Here is an 18406-nt window from a genome sequence, read left to right as displayed (position 1 = left end):
ATACAAGGATACGGACGGGCTGTCCAATCAATGCGCGCGGATAAGGCGGTTCAGGGCCTCGGCCAGGATCTCGGGCCGCACGGGCTTGGGCAGGTGCTCGTCCATGCCCGCCTGCAGCATGCGCTCACGGTCCCCGTCCATGGCGTAGGCGGTCAGGGCGATGACCGGGATGTCCGGGGGGAGGGCCCCGGCCCGGCCGTCCCGGATGAGGCGGCAACACTGCAGCCCGTCCCTGCCGGGCATGTTCACGTCCAGCAGCACGGCCTCCGGCGGCGGATCGGTGTCCGCCAGGCGGAGCAGGTCGTCCCCGTCGTGAGCCAGTCGCACCTCGTGCCCCGCCCCGCTGAGGATGTCCTCCAGGTAGATACGGATGAGCTCGTTGTCCTCGGCCACCAGCAGGGTCATGGGGGGCAGGTCGGCCAGGGAGAGGGGCTCGGTCCTCCCCGCGGCCGGGGTGGCCGGGGCCGAGCGGCGCGGCGGCAGCATCGGAATGGTGAAGGAAAAGGTACTGCCCGCGCCAGGACGGGATTCCACCCACAGCGAACCACCCATATGCTCCACCAGCTGGCGGGAGATGGCCAGCCCCAGCCCCGTGCCGGAGTGGCGGGCCGCCTCCTCCAGCCGCGAGAAATTCTGGAAGAGGCGGGGCATCTTCTCCCGGGGAATGCCGGGCCCGGTGTCGCGCACCGCCACCCGCAGCCGCTCCTCCTCCCCGATGCGGCGGCCCACGGTCATGGACACGGTGCCCTCCTCGGTGAACTTGACGGCGTTTGAGAGCAGATTGCGCAGCACCTGCCCCAGCCTGGCCGGATCACCCCTGGCCTCGTCCGGCACCTCGCCGTCCACCTCCAGGTCCATGCGCAGCCCCTTGCGCCGGGCCATGGCCTGGAAGGGCGCGGCCGTCTCGTACAGCAGCTCCCGCAGGTCGAAGTCCTCGTCGCGCAGCTCCATGCGCCCGGCCTCGATGCGGGAGAGGTCCAGCACGTCGTCCACCAGTTCCAGCAGCACGTTGCCCGCGCTCTCGATCATGCCCAGGTACTCGTCCACCTTGGCCTTGTCCCCGGCGCGCCTGGCCATTTCCGACATGGCCAGAATGCCGGAAATAGGCGTGCGGATCTCGTGGCTCATGCGGGCCAGAAAATCGCTCTTGACCCGGTTGGCCTCCTCGGCCTCGGCCCGGGCGCGAACCAGTTCATTCTCCATGCGCTTGCGGCGGGTGATGTCCAGGAACATGAGCTGGATGATGCCCTGCCCGATGGCCGTGGCCGAGACGTCCACCACGATCCAGGAGCCCGTGCCCGTGGCCAGCCTGCGTTCGATGCGCACCGTCTCCCCGGCCAGCACGGCTTGGTGGCGCACCGGCACGGCCGCCAGGTCGTCGGGGTGGATGAGGTCGCGGTAGGGACGACCCAGCAGGTGGACGGGCCGGCAGTCCAGAAGCTCCATGGCGCGGGGGTTGGCCTCGCGGACGACCATCTCGTGGTCCAGCAGCAGGATGCCCTCGGCCCCGCCCTCGTAGATCATGCGGTACTTGCGCTCGGACTCGGTCAGGGCGTCCAGGGCCAGCTTGCGCTCGGTGATGTCGCGGGAGAGGGTGACAACGCCGGTGACGGCTCCGGTGCGGTCCACCTGGGGGGAGTAGTGCACGGCCCGGAAAGTGCGGCCCAGGGCGGGATGGTGGAACCAGTCCTCGAAAACCACCTCCTCGCCGTCGATGGCGCGGTCCAGGCGGGGCTTGATGGTCTTTTCGAAGACCTCCTCGCCCAGGAGTTCGGGAATGGTGCGGCCCACGATCTGCTCGCGCAGCAGCCCGTAGGCCTGGCAACAAACTTCGTTGGCCGCGTAGAAGACGTAATCCGGGCCGACCAGCACCATGAGGTCCGAACTGCGCCGCCGCAGCCCGCGCCCGCCCTGTACGCCCGCTCCGCCGCCGGTGGCGTTTTCCGGCTCGCCAACCATCCGCGTGTTCCTCGTCACAGCCCCTCCGGCGCGGCCGCCCGGCATGAGTTTGAACGCCTGTTCACGGCAAGCTATCCGCAGGCGAAAGGGCTGTCAAAAGCGTATTTTTCCGATGGAGAAGGTGGGAAAAGCGTCTTCCTCAAAAATACCAGCGCCACGACCGTCCCGCCTCGAAGAGGTCGCGCAGGGTCTCGATGCCGCCGTCCTTGAGCTTGCGCACCAGAAAGAGGAAGAGGTAGGCGCACTGCATGGCGTCGGCCAGGGCGTCGTGCTCCGGGAAGCGCGGCAGTCCGTAGGACTCGGCCAAGTCGGCCAGGGCGTAGGAGACGCGGCCGTCGAAGCGGTCGTAGTAGTCCGCCTTGAAGGCCTCCTCGCGGTGGATCATGGCCATGCGCAGGGTGTCCAGGCAGGGATTGGCCGGGCTCGCCCCGAACAGCTTCCGGCAGGCGCGGCGCAGGAAATTCATGTCCAGCCCCACGTGGTGGCCCACCACAAACCGCCCGTCCAGGAACTCCAGAAAGTCCGGCAGCACCTCCTCCAGCCTGGGCATGGACTCCACTTGCTGCGGGGTGATGCGGTGGACCAGGGTGGAGGCCTTCTTCAACCCGCCCTCGGGGCGCACCGTGGCCCGGAAGGTATCGTCCGCCTTGATGGACAGGCCGTCCAGATGGACCCCGCCCAGGGAGACGATCTCGTCGCGACCGGGGTCCAGGCCGGTCATCTCCAGGTCGATGACCGCGAAGCGGCAGTCCGTCAGTCTGGCCTCCATGTCCACCTCGCGGAAGGCGTCGTGGTTGGCGGCCATGAGGGGATGCGAGGGCGGACGGCGAAAAAGCCCGGCCATCCTGCGCGCCAGGCGGGCGGGGAGCGGCGATGCCAGGGACACGGCCCTACCCCCGCGCCGCCAGGTGGAAGTCGTCGCGCACCAGCTGCTGCAAGCCGCTTATCACGGAAAAGGCCTCCTTGAGGGTCCTGCGCTCCAGGTCGGTGAGGCCGGCCGGGTCCACGAAGTTGTCCGGCTCGCCGCCCCGCTCCATGCGCCGCATCTGGTGGATGAGCCGCACTTGGGAGATGAACTCGTAGGCCTCGCGCGCCTCGGAGTGCAGCCCGGCGGACATGGCCCCGGCCGCCCGCGCGCCGTCCAGCCGGGCCAGGGTGTTGGTCTCGGCCAGTCCCAGCCGCAGGGCGTACAGCCGGGCGAAGTCCACGAAGGGGGCCACCCCGCGCGTCTTGATGTCCAAGCGGTTCTTGTGCTCGCCGCTCTTCTCCACCAACAGCCCCCGGAAGAAGGACAGCGGCGGCCGGGCACGCAGAAAGTCGCGGGCCATGAAGCCCAGAAAGACCTGGTTTTCCCTGGCCAGGGCCATGACCCGCTCGCGCAGGCTCTCGCCCAGTTCGGCGTAGCCGAAGCCGGGGCGGAAGTCGAAGAAGATGGTGGCCTTGAGCACCTGTTCCGGCTCCGGGCGGCGCACCAGCCCCTCGAAGAAGGCCCACCAGGAGGCCTCGCCGCGGTTCAGGGCGGGGTTGGAGGCCATGACGTCGAAGGGACAGCGCGGGTACCCCAGGTCCACCAGCTTTTCCACCGCCGCCCGCCCCAACCGCAGGAAGTAGTCGCGGGCCCGCTCCGCCTGGCCGGGCTCCTCGGGCGGGCGATATAGCAGGGCGTTGTCCTGGTCCGTGCGGAAGGTCTGCTCCCTTCGGCCCTCGCTGCCCAGGTACAGCCAGCAGAAGGGCGAGGGCGGCGGGCCCAGCTCCTCCTGGAGCATGGTCAGCACGCGGTCCAGCAGGGCGTCCGAGAGCACCGAGACCATGCGCCCCACCGAGGACGCCTTGGCCCCTTCCTCCACCAGGGGCCGCACCACCAGCGGCACCTTGGCCGCCAGGTCCACCAGCCCCGCGAAGGTGCGCTCCCCCTCGATCTCCCGGTACAGCGCGAAGGGCGAGCGTCCCTGCAGGACCATGATGTCGTGGGAGGTGACCACCCCGATGACCCGGCCGTCCCGCTCCACGGGCAGATGGTGGATCTGGTGGCGCATCATGGCCAAAAGCGCCTCGAAGCAGTCCCGCCCCGCCTCGATGGTGCGCACCGGGCTGTTCATGATCTCGCGCACCGGCCAGTTGTAGTTCAGCCCCTGGGCCACCACCTTGTAGCGCAGATCCTTGTCCGTGATGATGCCCAGAAGCGGCGCGTCCTCGCTCTCGCGCACCAGCAGCGACCCCACGCCCTCCTCCGCCATGATCCCCCCGGCGGAGCGGATGTCCGCCCCGGGGGGAGTCCAGACCGGGGCGCGACGCACCACGTCCCCCACGGTGGAGGCGAACAGCGGCAGGGAGGCCTCCTGGCGCGGGGCCAGGCGGTCGCGCCGCAACTCGGCGAAGGCCTTGGTGAGGTAGGACTCGGTGAAGGACTTGAGAAAATGGGTGGAGAGCGCGGGCTCCGCCTCCACCAGTTCCAGAAAGAGCGCGGCGGGCAGGCGGAAGACGAAGGTGTCCTCCACGCACTCCACGTTCATGCTGGCGCGCGTGGAGCGCACCACGGCCAGCGCGCCCACGATGCCCCCCTCGCCCCGGAAGTCGGTCAGGACCTCCCCCTCCTCCGGGGTGTCCAGGAAGAGCTTCATGCCGCCGGACTGGATGACCAGCACGTCGGTCACTTCGGTCTCGCCCCGGGTCATGACCCGGGTGCCCTTGGGCAGAAAGTCGATGCTGGCCGCCCGGGCCAGACGATCCAGGGACCGCATGGTCAGCTCGGAAAAGGGCAGCACCCTGGAGAGGAAATCGGCTGCGGTGTTGACCGGATCGGCCATGTACCCTCCACGGCTGTGTCGGCGACGGTGAAAGGGGCGGCGGGTCTTACCCGCCGCCCCATGGTAGCCGCTGTCTCGGTTAGTGGTCCACCGCGCCGCTCGCGCCGCGGGGGTAGCGGACCGATTCCACCAGTTCGCGGATTTCCTTGGGCGGCGCGGGCGTGGCCGCGGAGACCGCCAGCGTGACCACGAAGTTGATGGCCATGCCCACCGCGCCGATGCCTTCCGGACTGATGCCGTAGAACCATGGATCGACGCCGAGGAACTTGGTCTGGACGATGTAGAGCATGGTGAAGCCGATGCCCGTTATCATGCCGGAGATGGCTCCCGCGCGGTTGACCCGCTTGGAGAAGATGCCCAGCACCAGGACGGGGAAGAAGCTGGACGCCGCCAAGCCGAAGGCCAGCGCGACCACCTGGGCCACGAAGCCGGGCGGGTTGATGCCGAAATACCCGGCCACGACCACCGCCGCCGCGATCATGATGCGGCCGATGGTCAATCGCTGCCGCTCCGTGGCGTTGCGGTTGATGACCCGGTAGTAGAGGTCATGTGATATTGACGACGCGATGACAAGCAGCAGCCCCGATGCCGTGGACAAGGCCGCGGCCAAACCTCCCGCCCCGACCAGGGCCACGACCCAGGCGGGCAGATTGGCTATCTGCGGGTTGGCCAGGACCATGATGTCGCGGTCGACGTACAGCTCGTTTGGCCCCTCCGCCGGGGGATTGGCGTAGATGGGCTGACCGTGCATGCCCGTCTGGTCGGACAGCTCCGGCTTGCCCTGGAAGGCGTCGCCCGCCCGGTACTGGATGATGCCGTCCTCGTTCTTGTCCAGCCAGGCCACAAGCCCCGTCTGCTGCCAGTCCTTGAACCACTTGGGCGCGGCCGCGTAGGGGGTGTTGTTTAACGTGTCGATCATGTTGTAGCGCGCGAAGACCGCCACCGAGGGGGCCGTGGTGTACAGGATGGCGATGAAAAGCAGGGCGTAGAAGGCGGACATGCGCGCCGCCCGCACCGTGGGCACGGTATAGAAGCGGACGATGACGTGCGGCAGCCCGGCCGTGCCCACCATGAGCGCCAGGGTGATGGCCAGCACGTCGATCATGGACTTCTGCCCCGGGCCGAAGGCCCCGGTATACTCCGCGAAGCCGAGGTCCTGGTTGATTTCGTTGAGGGTTTCCAGCAGAAACCGCCCGGCGTTCTGGCCCTCGGCGATGGTGCCGCCGAAGCCCAGCTGCGGGATGGGGTTGCCGGTGATCTTCTGCGAGATGGCGCAGGCCGGGATGAGGAAGGCCAGGATCATGACCACGTACTGGGCCACCTGGGTCCAGGTGATGCCCTTCATGCCGCCCAGGCCCGCGTAGAAGAAGACGATGACCATGCCGATGATCACGCCGGTGTTGACGTCCACTTCCAGGAAGCGGGAAAAGACGATGCCCACGCCGCGCATCTGCCCGGCCACGTAAGTCAGCGAGGCGAAGATGGCGCAGACCAGCGCCACGATGCGCGCCGTGGACGAGTAGTAGCGGTCGCCCACGAAGTCCGGCACGGTGAACTTGCCGAACTTGCGCAGATACGGCGCCAGCAGAAGCGCCAGCAGCACGTAGCCGCCTGTCCAGCCCATGAGGTAGACGCTGCCGGTGTAGCCGGAGAAGGAGACGATGCCCGCCATGGAGATGAACGAGGCCGCGCTCATCCAGTCCGCGCCGGTGGCCATGCCGTTGGCCAGGGCGGGCACGCCGCCCCCGGCCACGTAGAAGCCCTTGGTGTCCTTCACCCGGCTCATCCAGGCGATGAAGAGGTAGATGCCGAAGGTGATGCCGACGAGTATGTACGTCCAGAGCAGTATCTTGTCCATGTCGTCCTCCCGCTACTCGTGGACGTCGAATTCGCGGTCCAGCTTGCGCATCCTGAGCACGTAGACCAGGATGAGGATCACGAAGGTGAAGATGGAGCCCTGCTGGGCGAACCAAAAGCCCAAGGGAAACCCGCCGATGCGCACGGCGTTGAGTTGTTCCACCAGCAGGATGCCGAAGACGTAGGAGACCAGCGCCCAGATGGACAGAAGCACCACCATCAGGCGCACATTTCTCCGCCAGTATTCCTCCAGGTTTCCTTTCATGGTTCGTCCTCCCGCTGCTTGTGGTTGGCCCGTTCGGCCCGCGCCGTCCGGGGCGAATCCTGCCTCCATTCCCTTGTATGCGCGCCTTGGGAACAGCGCACCGTTTTTTCGGTGAACGGTACACCCGATGGACCCGTTTTCCGGCCCGCCGCCCACCCGCGCGGCCTGACCGTTCATCCCCCGCCGCCCTCCCTTCGGCCCCGCGCCCCCGGCCCTCCGCTGTTTCCTTTTGCCCGGCCATCTGGTAGCTACCTGCCCAAAACCCCCGGACGGCTCCCCAATGAACGTGCTCGACATCGTCTTTCTGGCCGTTTTGGCCTTCTTCCTGGTGCACGGCTTCTTCCGCGGCATCATCCGCGAAACGGCCTCCATCGCCGGGCTGGTGCTCGGCTTCTGGGCGGCCAACACCTACTTCGAGAAGGTCGTGCCCTGGCTGGAGCCCTACCTGGCCGACCCGGGCGAGGTGCGCACCGCTGCCTATCTGGCGGTCTTCGCCGGGGTGATGCTGGCCGTGTGGGTGGTGCTGCAGATTCTGGCCGGGGCGCTGAAGCTGAAGATGCTGGCCGCGGCCGACCATCTGCTCGGCGGGCTCATGGGCTTCGCCAAGGGCGCGGTCATCTGCGCCGTGGCCGTGCTGGTCATGGCGGCCTTCGTGCCGGATTCCGGCTACCTGGCCGACTCCAGCCTGGTTCCCTATCTAGCCAAGGTGGCCGATTTCCTTGAAGGCTTCCTGCCTGAAGAGATGCGGCAGGGCGTGCGCGACGGGCTGCAGGGCCTGGGTGAAGTGGAACTGCCCCTGCCCGACAAGCCGGACTAGCCGCCGTGTGCCCCGCGCTCATCCCCCTGCGCGAGACCCTGGCGGCCGCCGCACGCTTCGGCGCGGACGCTGCCGGGGTGGCGGACACCGCCCGCCTGGCCTCCCCACCCGTCTCGCCGCCCGACCTGCTATCCCATTACACCCGGGCCGTCGTCCTGGGCATCCGCCTGGACTACCTCTCCCCGGCCGAGCCCGAGGCCCGTTTCCGGGCGGACTGCGCCCGGCTGGACGAGGCCGCCCTGGCCATGGCCTGCTGGGTCCAGGCGCGCGGCGGGATGGCCCTGCCCGTGCCCGCCTCCCTGCGGCCGGAGCACCAGGGATGCGGCCTCATCTCCCACAAGGAGGCCGCTGCCGCCGCCGGACTGGGCTGGATTTCCCCCACCGGGCTGCTGGCCACCCACGCCTTCGGCCCCGCCTGCGGCTGGTCACGGTGCTGGCCGCGCTGGACCTGGAAGCCGGGAGCCCTGTGGAGGACAGCTGCGGCGACTGCCGCGCCTGCGCCCGGGCCTGCCCGGCCGGGGTCTTCGACAAGCCCGGTGCGGTCTCGGCCAGGCTGCGGCGCAAGCCTGGCGGTTTCGCCCGCTGCCGCAACCGCCCCCGGCCCGACCTGCCCAACGCCTCGGACCCTCTGCTGGCCCCCTTGGCCTGCGGGGCCTGCCTGGCCGCCTGCTCCATGGGCCGCGCCGCCAGGGTCTGAGCAAACCCCACGCACGCACCCATGAACGACACCGACGCTTTCGCTTCCCTGCTGGACGTCATCCAGACCCTCATCGGCCCGGACGGCTGCCCCTGGGACCGCGACCAGACCCCGCAGAGCCTCTGCGACTATGTCATTGAGGAATCCTTCGAACTGGTGGAGGCCGTGCGCTCCGGCGACATGGACGAGGCCTGCGAGGAAGTTGGCGACGTATTCTTCCTGATGGCCTTCATGTCGCTGCTCGCCCGGCGCGACGGCCACTTCGGCCCAAACGACGCCCTCTCCGGCATCGCCGCCAAGATGGTCCGCCGCCATCCCCACGTCTTCGCCGACACCAGCGTGCGCGATCAGGACGAGCTGCTCAAGAATTGGGAGGCCATCAAACGCGACGAGAAGTCGGACGGGAAAGGCCGCCCCAAAGGGGTCTTCGACTCCCTGCCCAAGGGGCTGCCGCCGCTTCTGCGCGCCTACCGCATCCACTCCAAGGCGGCCCGCAACAATTTCACCTGGGAGTCGGACGAGGACCTGGCCGAGCAGCTTTCCGCCGAGCGGCGGGAGCTGGACGAGGCCGTGGCCTCGGGGGACCGGGACCGCATCGAGGAGGAGTACGGCGACCTGCTTTTCACCCTGGTGGAGCACGGCCGCCGCCTGGGCGTGAAGGCCAACGCCGCCCTGGACCGGGCCAACCGCAAGTTCCTGGGCCGCTTCGAGGCCATGGAGGAGATGTGCCGGGAAAAGGGGCTGGAGCTGCCCGAACAGAGCATGGAGACCCTGGACGCCCTGTGGCGGGAGGCCAAGAAGTCCGACCACGGCGGGAGTTGACACCCGGGCCGGGTTTTCGGGATACACTTGGCATCACCTGAAACCAGCAGTCAGCCCATAAGGAGACTCCCATGCCAGAATTCGCCAATCCCTTCGCCGGCAACGTCCCGGACCGCAAGGTCAGCCACACCGAGCTGGTGCGGGCCATCCGCTATTCCATCGCGGCCGAGTACGAGGCCATCCAGCTGTACATGCAGCTGGCCGAGTCCACGGACAACGAGCTGGCCAAGACCGTGCTGGTGGACATCGCCAACGAGGAGCGCGAGCACGCCGGGGAGTTCCTGCGGCTGCTCAAGGAGTTGGATCCCACCGAGGAGAAATACTACCAGAACGGCTACGAAGAAGTGGAAGAGATGATCGAGGAGGCCAAGAAGAAGTAGCCTCAGCCCTTCTTCCGACCCGTTCGCCCCGTCTTGGCCGCGTGCCCGGGCGGGGCTTTTTTCAGCCCAGGGCCACGAACCAGGCCCAGACAGGCAAGGCCACGGCGCAGACCGTCAGCCAGCCGTCCACCGCCGGGCCGGGTCGGCCCAGGCGGGTGAGCAGCCAGCCCAGCCCCGCGCCCAGGGCCAGCCCAGCGGCGAAGCCGAATACGTGCGCGCCCAGGTCGGTGCGCTCGCCGCCAACGCCCAGCAGGCCCAAAAGCCCCAGCCCCGCGGCCACCGAGGCCATGGGTGAGCGGTGGCCGCCCCAGAAGCCCAGCGCACCCAAAAGCCCGGCCGCGCCGAAGACCGCCGTGGAGAAGCCGATGGACAGGTGTCCCGGCCCGCGCATCCAGGCGTTGAGCAGATTGCCCAGCATGCCGGACAGCACCAGGGCCAGCATGCCCGGGCCGGTTCCGGCGCGGCGGCAGAGCAGGGCCGCGAAGACCGCGCCCACCACCACGTTGCCCAACAGGTGGGCCGCGTCGCCGTGCAGGGTCAGGGCGGTCAGGGCGCGGAACGCCTCCCCTGTCAGCATGGCCCCGGAGTCCGCCTGTCCTGCGGCGTACAATTCGTGAGGGTAGACGCCCCATCTGGGCCATGGGCGGGTGGCCAGGACGTGGAACGGAACCAGCAGGCAGACCAGCAGCGCGGGCACCACGGGCGCGGCCCCGGTGTCAGGCAGGGGCTGGGGCCGCCCGCCGCCCATGTTCTCGCTGTGGTAGGCGGCAAGCTCCGCCCGGGCGCGCTCCGCCTCCTCCTCCGGCGCCAGGAGCCGCCAGCCGGAAAACTCCCGCCGCAGGTCGAACTCCACATCCCTCGCCTCCAGCACCAGGGCCAGCTCCCTGGCCCGGTGGCGGGACAGCCCCCAGTGCAGGGTGGCGTACCGCTCATCGCCGGGAGGGGTCGGCCGGGGCCGTTCCCTTCGCCGCTCTCCGGACTCGGGACGCCGCCTGGGCCGTGGCGGAACGCGCCAGCCCGGACTCACCACGCCACCCTTTGCAAGCCGGATGTTTTGGGGTAAGAGTGCCCCCTTCGGGAGCGCACCATGAAGAGCATTCTGACCATCCTGGCGGTCCTCGCCTACATCGCCCTCATCGCCAGCGACTTCTACTGGCAGCCCGAGCTGTTGCTCATTCCGGCCACCCTGGTCCTGTCCGCCCTGCTCATGCTGGGCGTGCCCACGCTGGTCCGCCGGAAGGCCTCCAGCGGCCCGCTGCCTTTGCCTGCCACCTTCATCACCGCCACGGCCCTGCTGGCCGTCCTCTTCTTCGCCCTCCGCGCCACGCTGCCGGAGAACCTGCACGCCTACGGCTTCATTTCCCTGGTGGGCCTCAACGGCGTATTCTACCTGGTGGCCCTGCTCATCCTGCGCAAGGAAAAGCAGGGCTAACCCGGCTCACTCCGCCCGGTCCCGGCCAACCAGCCCCAGGTCCGGCAATCCCCCCGTCCACGCGGAAAAGGCTTCGGCCGCGCGCTCGGCGTAGGCCTCCTTGCGCTTGCGCTTGGGCATCTTGCGCCCCAGCGCGGGCATGAGGCCGAAATTGACGTTGGAGGGCTGGAAGTCCTTGGCCTCGGTGCGCAGGTGTCCCATGAGCGCGCCCAGGGCGGTCTCCGCCGGGGGCCGGGGAATCTCCAGCCCGCGCGCCTCCGAGGCCGCCAGCATGCCCGCCCACAGTCCGCAGGCGGCCGACTCCAGATAGCCTTCCACCCCGGTGATCTGCCCGGCCAGCCGCACTTCCGGCCTGGCCAGAAGCCGCAGCCGCCCGTCCAGCACGCGGGGGGCGTTCACGAAGGTGTTGCGGTGGATGGAGCCGAGGCGCAGAAACTCCGCCTCGCGCAGGGCGGGGATCAGGGAAAAGACGCGCTTCTGCTCCGGGTAGGTCAGCTTGGTCTGGAAGCCCACCAGGTTGAAGGCGGTGCGCTCCAGGTTCTCCGCCCGCAGCTGCACCACGGCGTAGGGCCGCTCCCCGGTGCGGGGGTCGGTCAGCCCCACCGGCTTCAGCGGGCCGAAGGCCAGGGTCATCTCCCCCCGGTCGGCCATCTCCTCCACCGGCAGACAGGCCTCGAAATGGCGCTCGAACTCTTTGCTGGGCACCCGTCCGGCGGTGCGCAGCTCCTCCACCAGGGCGTGGTACTCCGCCTCGTTCAATGGACAGTTGAGGTAGTCGTCGTCCTCGGGCCGCCAGCGCGAGCCCCAGAAGGCGTGTTCCATGTCGATGGAGTCGAAGGAGACGATGGGCGCGATGGCGTCGAAAAAGGCCAGATGGCCCACGCCGATGACGCGGGCGAGGTCGGCCGCCAGGGGATCGGAGGCCAGCGGCCCGGCGGCCACCACGATGCCCGCCCCGCCTTGCAGCTCCGGGTCGTCCAGGGATGTGACCTCGCGGCGGACCACCTCCACCAGGGGATGATTCTCCAGCCGGTCGGTTATCTCCCCGGCGAAGCGGGCGCGGTCCACTGCCAGGGCTTTGCCCGCGGGCACGGCCGTGGCCCTGGCGGTCTCCATGACCAGGGAGCCGAGTCCCTCCATCTCCCGCTTGAGCAGGCCCACGGCGGTGGCCTCCTCGTCGGAGCGGAAGGAGTTGGAGCAGACCAGTTCGGCCAGCCGCCCGGTCTCGTGGGCCGGGGTGGTTGTCTGGGGGCGCATCTCGTAGAGGCGCGCGGGCAGCCCGGCGCGGGCCAGGGCCCAGGCGCATTCGCACCCGGCCAGGCCGCCGCCGACGATATGAAGTGGGGAAGATGTCTTGACGTCGCTCACGGTGGGGAGGGACCATACCCCAGTCCCGCCCGCCAGTAAACGAGGAGAAGCCATGACCGACGCCCAGCGAAGCCTGCTGGAAAAGGCCCGCCAAGCCGCCCGCAACGCCTACGCCCCCTACTCCGGCTTCCGGGTGGGCGCGGCCGTGCTGGCGGGAGGAACCGTCTACACCGGGGTCAACGTGGAGAACGCCTGCTACGGCCTGGGGCTGTGCGCCGAACGCAGCGCCCTGGCCGCGGCCGTGACCGCCGGAGAGCATCAGGTGACTGGCGTGGCCGTGGCCTGCCCGGACGCCGTGGGCGAGGACCCGTCCGCCACCACGCCCTGCGGGGCCTGCCGCCAGTGGCTGGCCGAGTTGGCCCCGGGGGCCTGGGTGGTTACGGAAAGCGGGGTCTACACCCCGGAAGACCTGCTTCCCCACGCCTTCGGGCTGAACGGGTAGATCAGGCCAGTGTGGAGAACACGCCCTGGATGAGCATGGGCTGCGCCGCCGGGGATTCGCTCACGGCGAAGGCCTCGCGCAGCAGCGGCAGGGCGCGGTCCAGGCTGGCCTCGTCGCGGTAGTGGACCTGGCAGAGCGTCTCGCCCGCCTCCACCTCGTCGCCAACCTTGCGCTCCAGCACCACGCCCACGGCCGGGTCCACGTCGTCCTCCTTGCGGCTCCTGCCCGCGCCCAGCCGCACACAGGCCCGGCCCACAGCCAGGGCGTCGGCCCGCTCCAGCCAGCCCGAGGACTCCGCCTCCAGGTGATGGATGTACGGCGCGGCGGGCAGCGGGCCGCCCGGGTCCAGGGCCGCCTCCACGCCACCCTGGACGCGCAGGGTCTTGCGGAAAACGTCCAGGGCCGCGCCGGACTCCAGGGCGCGTTCGCACTTGGCGCGGGCCTCGTCCAGATCCCAGGCCGCGCCGGTGAGCAGGACGAGGTGGGCGGACAGTTCCAGGGAGAGGGAGCGCAGGTCCTCGGAAGCGGCGTGGCGCGCCCCGCGCAGCAGGGAGGCGGCCTCGGCCACCTCCACCCCGTTGCCGCAGGCCGCGCCCAGGGGCTGGTCCATGCTGGAGATGAGGGCGGTCACCGGAAGGCCCAGCCGCCGCCCCAGCCCCACCAGACGCGAGGCCAGCTCCTCGGCCTCGTCCAGGGTTCGCATGAAGGCACCGGACCCGCATTTGACGTCCATGACCAGCCCGGTCAGCCCTTCGGCCAGCTTCTTGGAAAGGATGGAGGAGGTGATGAGCCCGGCCTCGGCCACGGTGGCGGTGGCGTCGCGCAGGGCGTACAGCTTGCGGTCCGCCGGGGCGATCTCCTTGGTCTGGCCGGTGATGCACAGCCCGGTTTCCTCCATCACTCGTCGCATCTCCTGAAGGGAGAGGTCGGCGCGGTAGCCGGGCACGGCCTCCAGCTTGTCCAGGGTACCGCCGGTGTGGCCCAAACCGCGCCCGGCCACCATGGGCACCCGCACGCCCAGGGCGGCGCAGATGGGGCCCACCAGAAAGGAAGTCTTGTCCCCCACCCCGCCGGTGGAGTGCTTGTCGCCCACGCGCCAGCCGTCCGGCCAGGAGAGCGTCTCCCCGGAGGCGAGCATGGCCCGGGTCAAGGCGAAGGTGTCGTCGAAATCAAGTCCGTGGATGCGGGCGGCCATGAGCCAGGCCGCCATCTGGTAGTCGGGGACGTCACCCCGGACGTAACCGCCAATGAGATCGTCAAGGGGCCCGCCGCCCAGGCGTTCGCCCCGGGCGGCCCGGTCCAGGATTTCCAGCACGTCGGGCATGGCTTCCCCCGGCCCGGCCGGTCTAGAAACCGGGCACCTCTTCGGCCTGTTTGGCGGTGGCGTTGCCGTCGTCCCTCCAGGGGTCGATCTCCTTGGCCTCGCGGGACTGGAAGTAGAGGCTGCGCAAGGCCACGTAGGGGTCCAGGGAGGACTCCTTGAACTTGCCGTAGTCGCCCAGCCGCAGGGAGGTCTGGTTGACCCGGTCGTGGGCGTGCAGCACGTACGGCCAGTAGTAGGGGCGCACGTAGTTCACCGGGTCCAGGAAGCCGTCGCCCACGTCGCCCACGGTATTGCGGATGGTGGAGGGGCCGAGCACGGGCCAGACCACATAAGGGCCGGTTTCCGCGCCCCAGACGCGGAAGGTCTTGCCCAGGTCCTGCTCCGGGGGGTTGAGGAAAGCCTTGTCGCGGGTGACCTCCACCAGGCCCAGGAAGCCGAACACGGTGTTGGAGAGGAATTTCAGCGTCTCGCGTCCGGCGTTCTCCAGCTTGCCCTGCAGCAGGTTGTTGACCAGCCGGATTGGGTAGCGGACGTTGTCGTAGGCGTTGCTGATGCCGTGGCGGAACAGCTCCGGGATGACCACGGCGTAGACCGTGGAGGTGGGTTCCAGCAGGTACATGTAGAAAAAGTCGTTGAACTCGAACATGGCCCTGTTGAACCCCTCCCAGGGGTCCTCGCGGGTCGTGGCGGGCGCTTCCCCCTCCTCCGGCGTCCACTCCGAGGCCAGCTCGTCCTCGCTGAACAGCTCCTCGTCGGCCTGGGCCAGCAGGAGCAGTTCGCGCACCTCCGCCCGCCGGGCCAGCTCCGCCTCGGAGGCGGGCCGGTAGGCGCGGGCCACCATGACCGGCTCGTCGGCCCGATCGGCCGGGACGCCCCGGTAGCCCTCGTCCTGCCAATAGGGCTGGGCGGCCAGGGCGGTTCCGGCCAGCAGCACGACCAGCGCGGCGGCCAGCAGGGGGAAGCGCGCGGCGCGGATCATTGGGCCTCCGCCTTGTCCTTGGCTATCTTCCGGCGCAGGTCGGCCAGCATTTCGTCAGGGCTCTTGTCCACCAGGATGTCGTTGAACTGGGAGCGGTAGTTCTGCACCAGGCTGACGCCCTCGACCTTGATGTCGTAGACCTTCCAGTCGCCCTTGCGGTTGATGAGGCGATAGAAGACCGGGACGTCCTTGGAGGCGGTGCGGATGGTGGTGCGCACCTCGGTCTGGTCGTCGTCCAGGGGAATCTCCCGGCCGTAGACCACGGTCTCGTCGGAATAGCCGGTGATGTTGTCCAGGTAGGTCTTGGCCAGCAGGTCGCGGTAGAGGTGGACGAACTCCTTCTTCTGCTCCATGTCCAGGCGGTTCCAGTGCCTGGCCAGGGTGCGGCGGGAAAGCTCCACGTAATCGAAATACTCGTCCGCCACGTCCTTGATGCGGCTGCGCTGCTCGCTGTCGGAGTAGTCGGGGTTGGTCAGGATGGACAGGGTCTTGTCCATGGCCTTTTGGACCACGTCCATGGGTTCGCCCGCGCTGACGGGGGCGGCGAGGCAAAGGGACGCCAGCAGGGCGAACAGAGGCAAAAGAGTTGGGCGACGGGTGATGCGTTTCATGCGGTACTGGCCCGGGTTGGGGTTCATTCTTCCACGCTGCCGAAGGCGTACTTGCTGATAAGGCCCTCGATGTCCACGGCGGACTCGGTCTCGGTGAGGGTCCCTCCGGGCTCCACGAAATCCGGGGAGCCGCCGGGGGAAATATTGAGGTACTTGTCCCCGATGAGGCCCTGGGTCTTGACAGAGACGATTGAATCCTGACTGAGCTTGACCTCGTTGTCCACACTCATGACCACCTCGGCCAAGTAGTAGTCCTGGTTGAGGCTGATGTCTCTGACCTGTCCGATTTGCACCCCGGCAAGCTCCACGGAGCTGCCCTCCTTGAGCCCGGCCACCGAGGTGAACCGCGCCTGTACGGTGTAGGTGTCTCCGCCCATGAGCTGCATCTGCCCCAGCCTGACCGTGAGGTACCCCACACAGAGCAGGCAGATGAGCACGAAGACCCCCACGGCGGTTTCCACGCTCGATTTGTTCATGTCGCATCCTCCTTTGCGCAATCCTCCCCCGCGACCTCGCGCAGGTCGCCGGCCGCGCGCTCAACCAGCTTCCCCACCGGCTCGTCCCCGGCGCGGGCGGCGGCCCCGGCCAGAACCCGGAAAGACGCGCACTCGGCCAGGGCGTGACGGCCGCTGAAAATCTCCTCCGCGGCGAGCTCGTCCGGCATCGCTTCAATAACACCGTCCGCCGTGTCCCCGGGCAGCAGGCAGACAAGTTCGTCCGCCCCCCAGCGCCCGGCCAGGAACCGGTCCCCCGCCCGGCGGCGCACGGCATCGAGAATCCTGTCAAGCAGGCGGTGGGCTGCCAGTTCACCTGCGGTGCGCCGCAGTTCGGCCATACCCTCCACCCGCGCGTAAAGCAGAGAGCAGTCCAGCCCCCACTCGTCAGCCTTCTCCTTGAAGCGGTCGGCCAGCCTGGGCTTGTCCTCCATGCCCAAAAGCTCGTTCTCCAGGCTCTCGAGCGAGCCCATGAATTCGGCCGCCACCTCGTTGCCGCTGCGCTCCAGCTCCAGGGGCGAGCCCTCGAAGAGGATGCGGCCCTGGTCCAGGATGGCGATGCGGTTGGAGACGTAGAAGACGTCGGGCACGTCGTGGCTGACCATGATGGCGGTGAAGCCGAACTGCCGCTGGTAGCGGGCCACCATGGCCAGCACGGCGTTCTTGCGCAGGGGGTCCAGCCCGGTGGTGGGCTCGTCGAAAAGCACGATCTCCGGGTTCTTGATGAGGGCCCGGGCCAGAGCCACGCGCTTCTGCATGCCCCCGGAGAGCTGGGAGGGATATTTCCCCCCCACTTCGCCCAGCTCCAGGGTGGCGATCATGTCCCCGACCTTCTTTTCGATCTCCCCCTTGGCCATCTTCGTCTTTTCGCGCAGGGGCAGGGCGATGTTCTCGAAGACGGTCATGGAGTCGAACAGGGCGTTGTTCTGGAACATGTAGCTGACGCGGCTCTTGAAGTCGTGCCGCTCGGCCGAGTCCATGGAGCGGATGTCGCGGCCCTTGAAAAGGATCTCGCCGCCGTCCGGCTCCAGAAGCCCCACGATGTGCTTGATCATGACGCTTTTGCCAACGCCGGACTTGCCGATGATGGAGGTGACCTCGCCCTGGTACATGCGCAGGTCCACCCTATCGAGGACGGGATTGCTCCCAAAGCTCTTGGTGAGTCCCTTGAACTGGATGAGTGGCTCGGCCATGGCTACATGAAGAAGGTCGTGACCACGTAGTCCGTGACCAGCACCAGAATGCAGGACAGGACCACCGCGGTGGTTGTGGACAGGGAGACGCCGACGGCGCCGAAGCCTCGTGACCGCAGGTGGGTCGTGTACCCCTGGTAGCAGCACATGGTGGCCACCACCAGGGCGAAAATGAGTGATTTGATGAAGCCGCCGGTGACGTCCATCATCCCCACGCTGGACTCGATGCGGTGGAAGTAGATGCCGGAGTTGACCCCCAGCATGGCCACGCCCGTGAGCCAGCCGCCGATGATGCCCACCACGTCGAACAAGGCGGTGAGCAGGGGGAAGGCGATGATGGACCCGGCCACCTTGGGGCTGACCAAAAAGCGGATGGGGTCGATGTCCATGGTGTCCAGGGCGTCGATCTGCTCGGAGATGCGCATGATGCCTATCTCCGCGGACATGGCCGAACCAGCCCTGCCGATGACCATGATGGCCGTGAGCACCGGCCCCAGCTCGCGGATGAGGGACAGGGCCACGGCCGCGCCGAGCAGCCCTTCCGTGCCGAACTTGATGAGGGTGTAGTAGCCCTGCAGGCCCAGGACCATGCCGGTGAACAGGGCGATGAGCAGGATGACCGTGAGCGAGCGAACGCCAACGAAGTAGACCTGCTCAATGATCTTGAAGAATTGGAACGGGGGCTTGAACACGTAGGCAAGGGACTTGCCCGCGAACAGCGCGTACCGCCCCATTTCCCGCAGAACGGAGATGCTTCTCCCGCCGAGCCACGCCAGCGGCGCGGCGGCTCCGGAACCGTATTCAGCCATCCTTCCTGTTCCCGCCGGTCGATGAAAAAAGAATCCGAAGGGCGGAAAACGCCGCCTTCCCCCCTCTGGAGCCCCACTCCGCACAACCCCAACTTTCGGAGTATTGTGGTCTATACTCCCCTCCCGGGGAGGCCGTCAAATCGTGATTTC

Annotated in this window: 20 protein-coding genes; 6 read left to right on the top strand and 14 right to left on the bottom strand. The window is 68.3% G+C overall.

Annotation, left to right across the window (positions count from 1 at the left end; translation table 11 throughout):
• Window positions 1–27: 27 nt before the first annotated feature.
• The 5 genes from N911_RS17655 to N911_RS0112095 all read right to left on the bottom strand — a co-directional run bounded on the left by N911_RS17655 (window position 28) and on the right by N911_RS0112095 (window position 6888).
• Complete coding sequence (locus tag N911_RS17655; protein WP_161781630.1) at window positions 28–1977, bottom strand: ATP-binding protein; 1950 nt, start codon at window positions 1975–1977, stop codon at window positions 28–30.
• 121 nt (window positions 1978–2098) lie between these two features.
• Window positions 2099–2764, bottom strand: coding sequence for a 3'-5' exonuclease (locus N911_RS0112110; protein ID WP_237559954.1), 666 nt, complete (start codon window positions 2762–2764; stop codon window positions 2099–2101).
• Window positions 2765–2849: 85 nt separating this feature from the next.
• The gene (locus N911_RS0112105; RefSeq protein ID WP_029897476.1) at window positions 2850–4766 is read right to left on the bottom strand and encodes a putative nucleotidyltransferase substrate binding domain-containing protein; all 1917 of its coding nucleotides are present in this window, start codon (window positions 4764–4766) and stop codon (window positions 2850–2852) included.
• Window positions 4767–4845: 79 nt separating this feature from the next.
• Window positions 4846–6624 (bottom strand): sodium:solute symporter family protein, encoded by a 1779-nt coding sequence (locus N911_RS0112100; RefSeq protein ID WP_029897475.1) that lies wholly within the window; start codon window positions 6622–6624, stop codon window positions 4846–4848.
• A 12-nt stretch (window positions 6625–6636) separates the two neighbouring features.
• A complete protein-coding gene (locus N911_RS0112095; protein WP_029897472.1) occupies window positions 6637–6888 on the bottom strand; it encodes a DUF4212 domain-containing protein in 252 nt (83 codons plus the stop codon).
• A gap of 280 nt (window positions 6889–7168) precedes the next feature.
• On the opposite strand from N911_RS0112095, the gene N911_RS0112090 reads away from it, so the two are divergent.
• Window positions 7169–7705 (top strand): CvpA family protein, encoded by a 537-nt coding sequence (locus N911_RS0112090; protein WP_035104758.1) that lies wholly within the window; start codon window positions 7169–7171, stop codon window positions 7703–7705.
• A 172-nt stretch (window positions 7706–7877) separates the two neighbouring features.
• Here N911_RS0112090 and N911_RS18500 read toward each other — a convergent pair whose 3' ends face one another.
• Window positions 7878–8036 carry a hypothetical protein gene (locus tag N911_RS18500; protein ID WP_161781629.1) on the bottom strand — a complete coding sequence of 53 codons (159 nt, stop codon included), beginning with the start codon at window positions 8034–8036 and terminating at the stop codon, window positions 7878–7880.
• On the opposite strand from N911_RS18500, the gene N911_RS0112080 reads away from it, so the two are divergent.
• From N911_RS0112080 to N911_RS0112070, 3 genes are all read left to right on the top strand, one after another.
• Window positions 8025–8402, top strand: a complete 378-nt coding sequence (locus N911_RS0112080) for a hypothetical protein (RefSeq protein WP_138774397.1) — start codon at window positions 8025–8027, stop codon at window positions 8400–8402. The genes N911_RS18500 and N911_RS0112080 overlap by 12 nt on opposite strands.
• Window positions 8403–8423: 21 nt before the next feature.
• On the top strand, window positions 8424–9224 hold the full coding sequence (gene mazG / locus N911_RS0112075) for a nucleoside triphosphate pyrophosphohydrolase (RefSeq protein ID WP_029897465.1): 801 nt from the start codon (window positions 8424–8426) through the stop codon (window positions 9222–9224).
• Window positions 9225–9295: 71 nt separating this feature from the next.
• Window positions 9296–9604 carry a ferritin family protein gene (locus N911_RS0112070; RefSeq protein ID WP_029897463.1) on the top strand — a complete coding sequence of 103 codons (309 nt, stop codon included), beginning with the start codon at window positions 9296–9298 and terminating at the stop codon, window positions 9602–9604.
• A gap of 61 nt (window positions 9605–9665) precedes the next feature.
• Here the strand turns inward: N911_RS0112070 and N911_RS0112065 are convergent, their stop codons facing one another.
• Window positions 9666–10631 carry a rhomboid family intramembrane serine protease gene (locus N911_RS0112065; RefSeq protein WP_138774396.1) on the bottom strand — a complete coding sequence of 322 codons (966 nt, stop codon included), beginning with the start codon at window positions 10629–10631 and terminating at the stop codon, window positions 9666–9668.
• 60 nt (window positions 10632–10691) lie between these two features.
• Here N911_RS0112065 and N911_RS0112060 point away from each other — a divergent pair, with 60 nt between their 5' ends.
• Entirely contained in the window at window positions 10692–11036 is a 345-nt protein-coding gene (locus N911_RS0112060) for a hypothetical protein (protein WP_029897458.1), read from the top strand.
• Window positions 11037–11042: 6 nt separating this feature from the next.
• Here N911_RS0112060 and trmFO read toward each other — a convergent pair whose 3' ends face one another.
• The gene (trmFO, locus tag N911_RS0112055) at window positions 11043–12404 is read right to left on the bottom strand and encodes a methylenetetrahydrofolate--tRNA-(uracil(54)-C(5))-methyltransferase (FADH(2)-oxidizing) TrmFO (RefSeq protein ID WP_029897457.1); all 1362 of its coding nucleotides are present in this window, start codon (window positions 12402–12404) and stop codon (window positions 11043–11045) included.
• A 52-nt stretch (window positions 12405–12456) separates the two neighbouring features.
• Here trmFO and N911_RS0112050 point away from each other — a divergent pair, with 52 nt between their 5' ends.
• On the top strand, window positions 12457–12846 hold the full coding sequence (locus N911_RS0112050; protein ID WP_029897455.1) for a cytidine deaminase: 390 nt from the start codon (window positions 12457–12459) through the stop codon (window positions 12844–12846).
• A 1-nt stretch (window position 12847) separates the two neighbouring features.
• Here the strand turns inward: N911_RS0112050 and N911_RS0112045 are convergent, their stop codons facing one another.
• Genes N911_RS0112045 through N911_RS0112020 form a run of 6 tightly spaced genes read right to left on the bottom strand, consistent with a single transcriptional unit; the run spans window position 12848 to window position 18256 of the window.
• On the bottom strand, window positions 12848–14170 hold the full coding sequence (locus N911_RS0112045) for a thymidine phosphorylase (RefSeq protein WP_029897453.1): 1323 nt from the start codon (window positions 14168–14170) through the stop codon (window positions 12848–12850).
• Window positions 14171–14192: 22 nt separating this feature from the next.
• Complete coding sequence (locus N911_RS0112040; protein WP_051694252.1) at window positions 14193–15149, bottom strand: MlaA family lipoprotein; 957 nt, start codon at window positions 15147–15149, stop codon at window positions 14193–14195.
• Window positions 15146–15787, bottom strand: a complete 642-nt coding sequence (locus tag N911_RS0112035; RefSeq protein WP_138774395.1) for an MlaC/ttg2D family ABC transporter substrate-binding protein — start codon at window positions 15785–15787, stop codon at window positions 15146–15148. Before N911_RS0112035 ends, N911_RS0112040 begins: the two co-directional genes overlap by 4 nt.
• On the bottom strand, window positions 15784–16236 hold the full coding sequence (mlaD, locus tag N911_RS0112030) for an outer membrane lipid asymmetry maintenance protein MlaD (RefSeq protein WP_029897447.1): 453 nt from the start codon (window positions 16234–16236) through the stop codon (window positions 15784–15786). The genes N911_RS0112035 and mlaD overlap by 4 nt, the downstream gene beginning before the upstream one ends.
• Window positions 16233–17447 (bottom strand): ATP-binding cassette domain-containing protein, encoded by a 1215-nt coding sequence (locus N911_RS18100; RefSeq protein ID WP_081859184.1) that lies wholly within the window; start codon window positions 17445–17447, stop codon window positions 16233–16235. The genes mlaD and N911_RS18100 overlap by 4 nt, the downstream gene beginning before the upstream one ends.
• A gap of 2 nt (window positions 17448–17449) precedes the next feature.
• Window positions 17450–18256, bottom strand: a complete 807-nt coding sequence (locus N911_RS0112020; RefSeq protein WP_029897443.1) for an MlaE family ABC transporter permease — start codon at window positions 18254–18256, stop codon at window positions 17450–17452.
• Window positions 18257–18406 lie beyond the last annotated feature (150 nt).

Origin of the sequence: Desulfohalovibrio reitneri (assembly GCF_000711295.1) — a bacterium.
GTDB classification, from domain to species: Bacteria; Desulfobacterota; Desulfovibrionia; order Desulfovibrionales; family Desulfovibrionaceae; genus Desulfohalovibrio; species Desulfohalovibrio reitneri.
The sequence above is the reverse complement of the archived record's forward strand: the minus strand, read 5'-3'. Positions and strand labels throughout refer to the sequence as shown.

Excerpts from the sequence above, each read along its gene's own strand:
- N911_RS0112035 (WP_138774395.1), bottom strand. The coding sequence starts at position 15,787 with ATGAACCCCAACCCGGGCCAGTACCGCATGAAACGCATCACCCGTCGC.
- mazG (WP_029897465.1), top strand. The coding sequence starts at position 8,424 with ATGAACGACACCGACGCTTTCGCTTCCCTGCTGGACGTCATCCAGACC.
- N911_RS18500 (WP_161781629.1), bottom strand. The coding sequence starts at position 8,036 with ATGAGGCCGCATCCCTGGTGCTCCGGCCGCAGGGAGGCGGGCACGGGC.
- N911_RS0112110 (WP_237559954.1), bottom strand. The coding sequence starts at position 2,764 with ATGGCCGCCAACCACGACGCCTTCCGCGAGGTGGACATGGAGGCCAGA.
- N911_RS0112080 (WP_138774397.1), top strand. The coding sequence starts at position 8,025 with ATGCGGCCTCATCTCCCACAAGGAGGCCGCTGCCGCCGCCGGACTGGG.
- N911_RS0112095 (WP_029897472.1), bottom strand. The coding sequence starts at position 6,888 with ATGAAAGGAAACCTGGAGGAATACTGGCGGAGAAATGTGCGCCTGATG.
- N911_RS0112060 (WP_029897458.1), top strand. The coding sequence starts at position 10,692 with ATGAAGAGCATTCTGACCATCCTGGCGGTCCTCGCCTACATCGCCCTC.
- N911_RS0112045 (WP_029897453.1), bottom strand. The coding sequence starts at position 14,170 with ATGCCCGACGTGCTGGAAATCCTGGACCGGGCCGCCCGGGGCGAACGC.
- mlaD (WP_029897447.1), bottom strand. The coding sequence starts at position 16,236 with ATGAACAAATCGAGCGTGGAAACCGCCGTGGGGGTCTTCGTGCTCATC.
- N911_RS0112100 (WP_029897475.1), bottom strand. The coding sequence starts at position 6,624 with ATGGACAAGATACTGCTCTGGACGTACATACTCGTCGGCATCACCTTC.
- N911_RS0112090 (WP_035104758.1), top strand. The coding sequence starts at position 7,169 with ATGAACGTGCTCGACATCGTCTTTCTGGCCGTTTTGGCCTTCTTCCTG.
- N911_RS0112040 (WP_051694252.1), bottom strand. The coding sequence starts at position 15,149 with ATGATCCGCGCCGCGCGCTTCCCCCTGCTGGCCGCCGCGCTGGTCGTG.
- N911_RS0112070 (WP_029897463.1), top strand. The coding sequence starts at position 9,296 with ATGCCAGAATTCGCCAATCCCTTCGCCGGCAACGTCCCGGACCGCAAG.
- N911_RS18100 (WP_081859184.1), bottom strand. The coding sequence starts at position 17,447 with ATGGCCGAGCCACTCATCCAGTTCAAGGGACTCACCAAGAGCTTTGGG.
- N911_RS0112020 (WP_029897443.1), bottom strand. The coding sequence starts at position 18,256 with ATGGCTGAATACGGTTCCGGAGCCGCCGCGCCGCTGGCGTGGCTCGGC.
- N911_RS0112105 (WP_029897476.1), bottom strand. The coding sequence starts at position 4,766 with ATGGCCGATCCGGTCAACACCGCAGCCGATTTCCTCTCCAGGGTGCTG.
- N911_RS0112050 (WP_029897455.1), top strand. The coding sequence starts at position 12,457 with ATGACCGACGCCCAGCGAAGCCTGCTGGAAAAGGCCCGCCAAGCCGCC.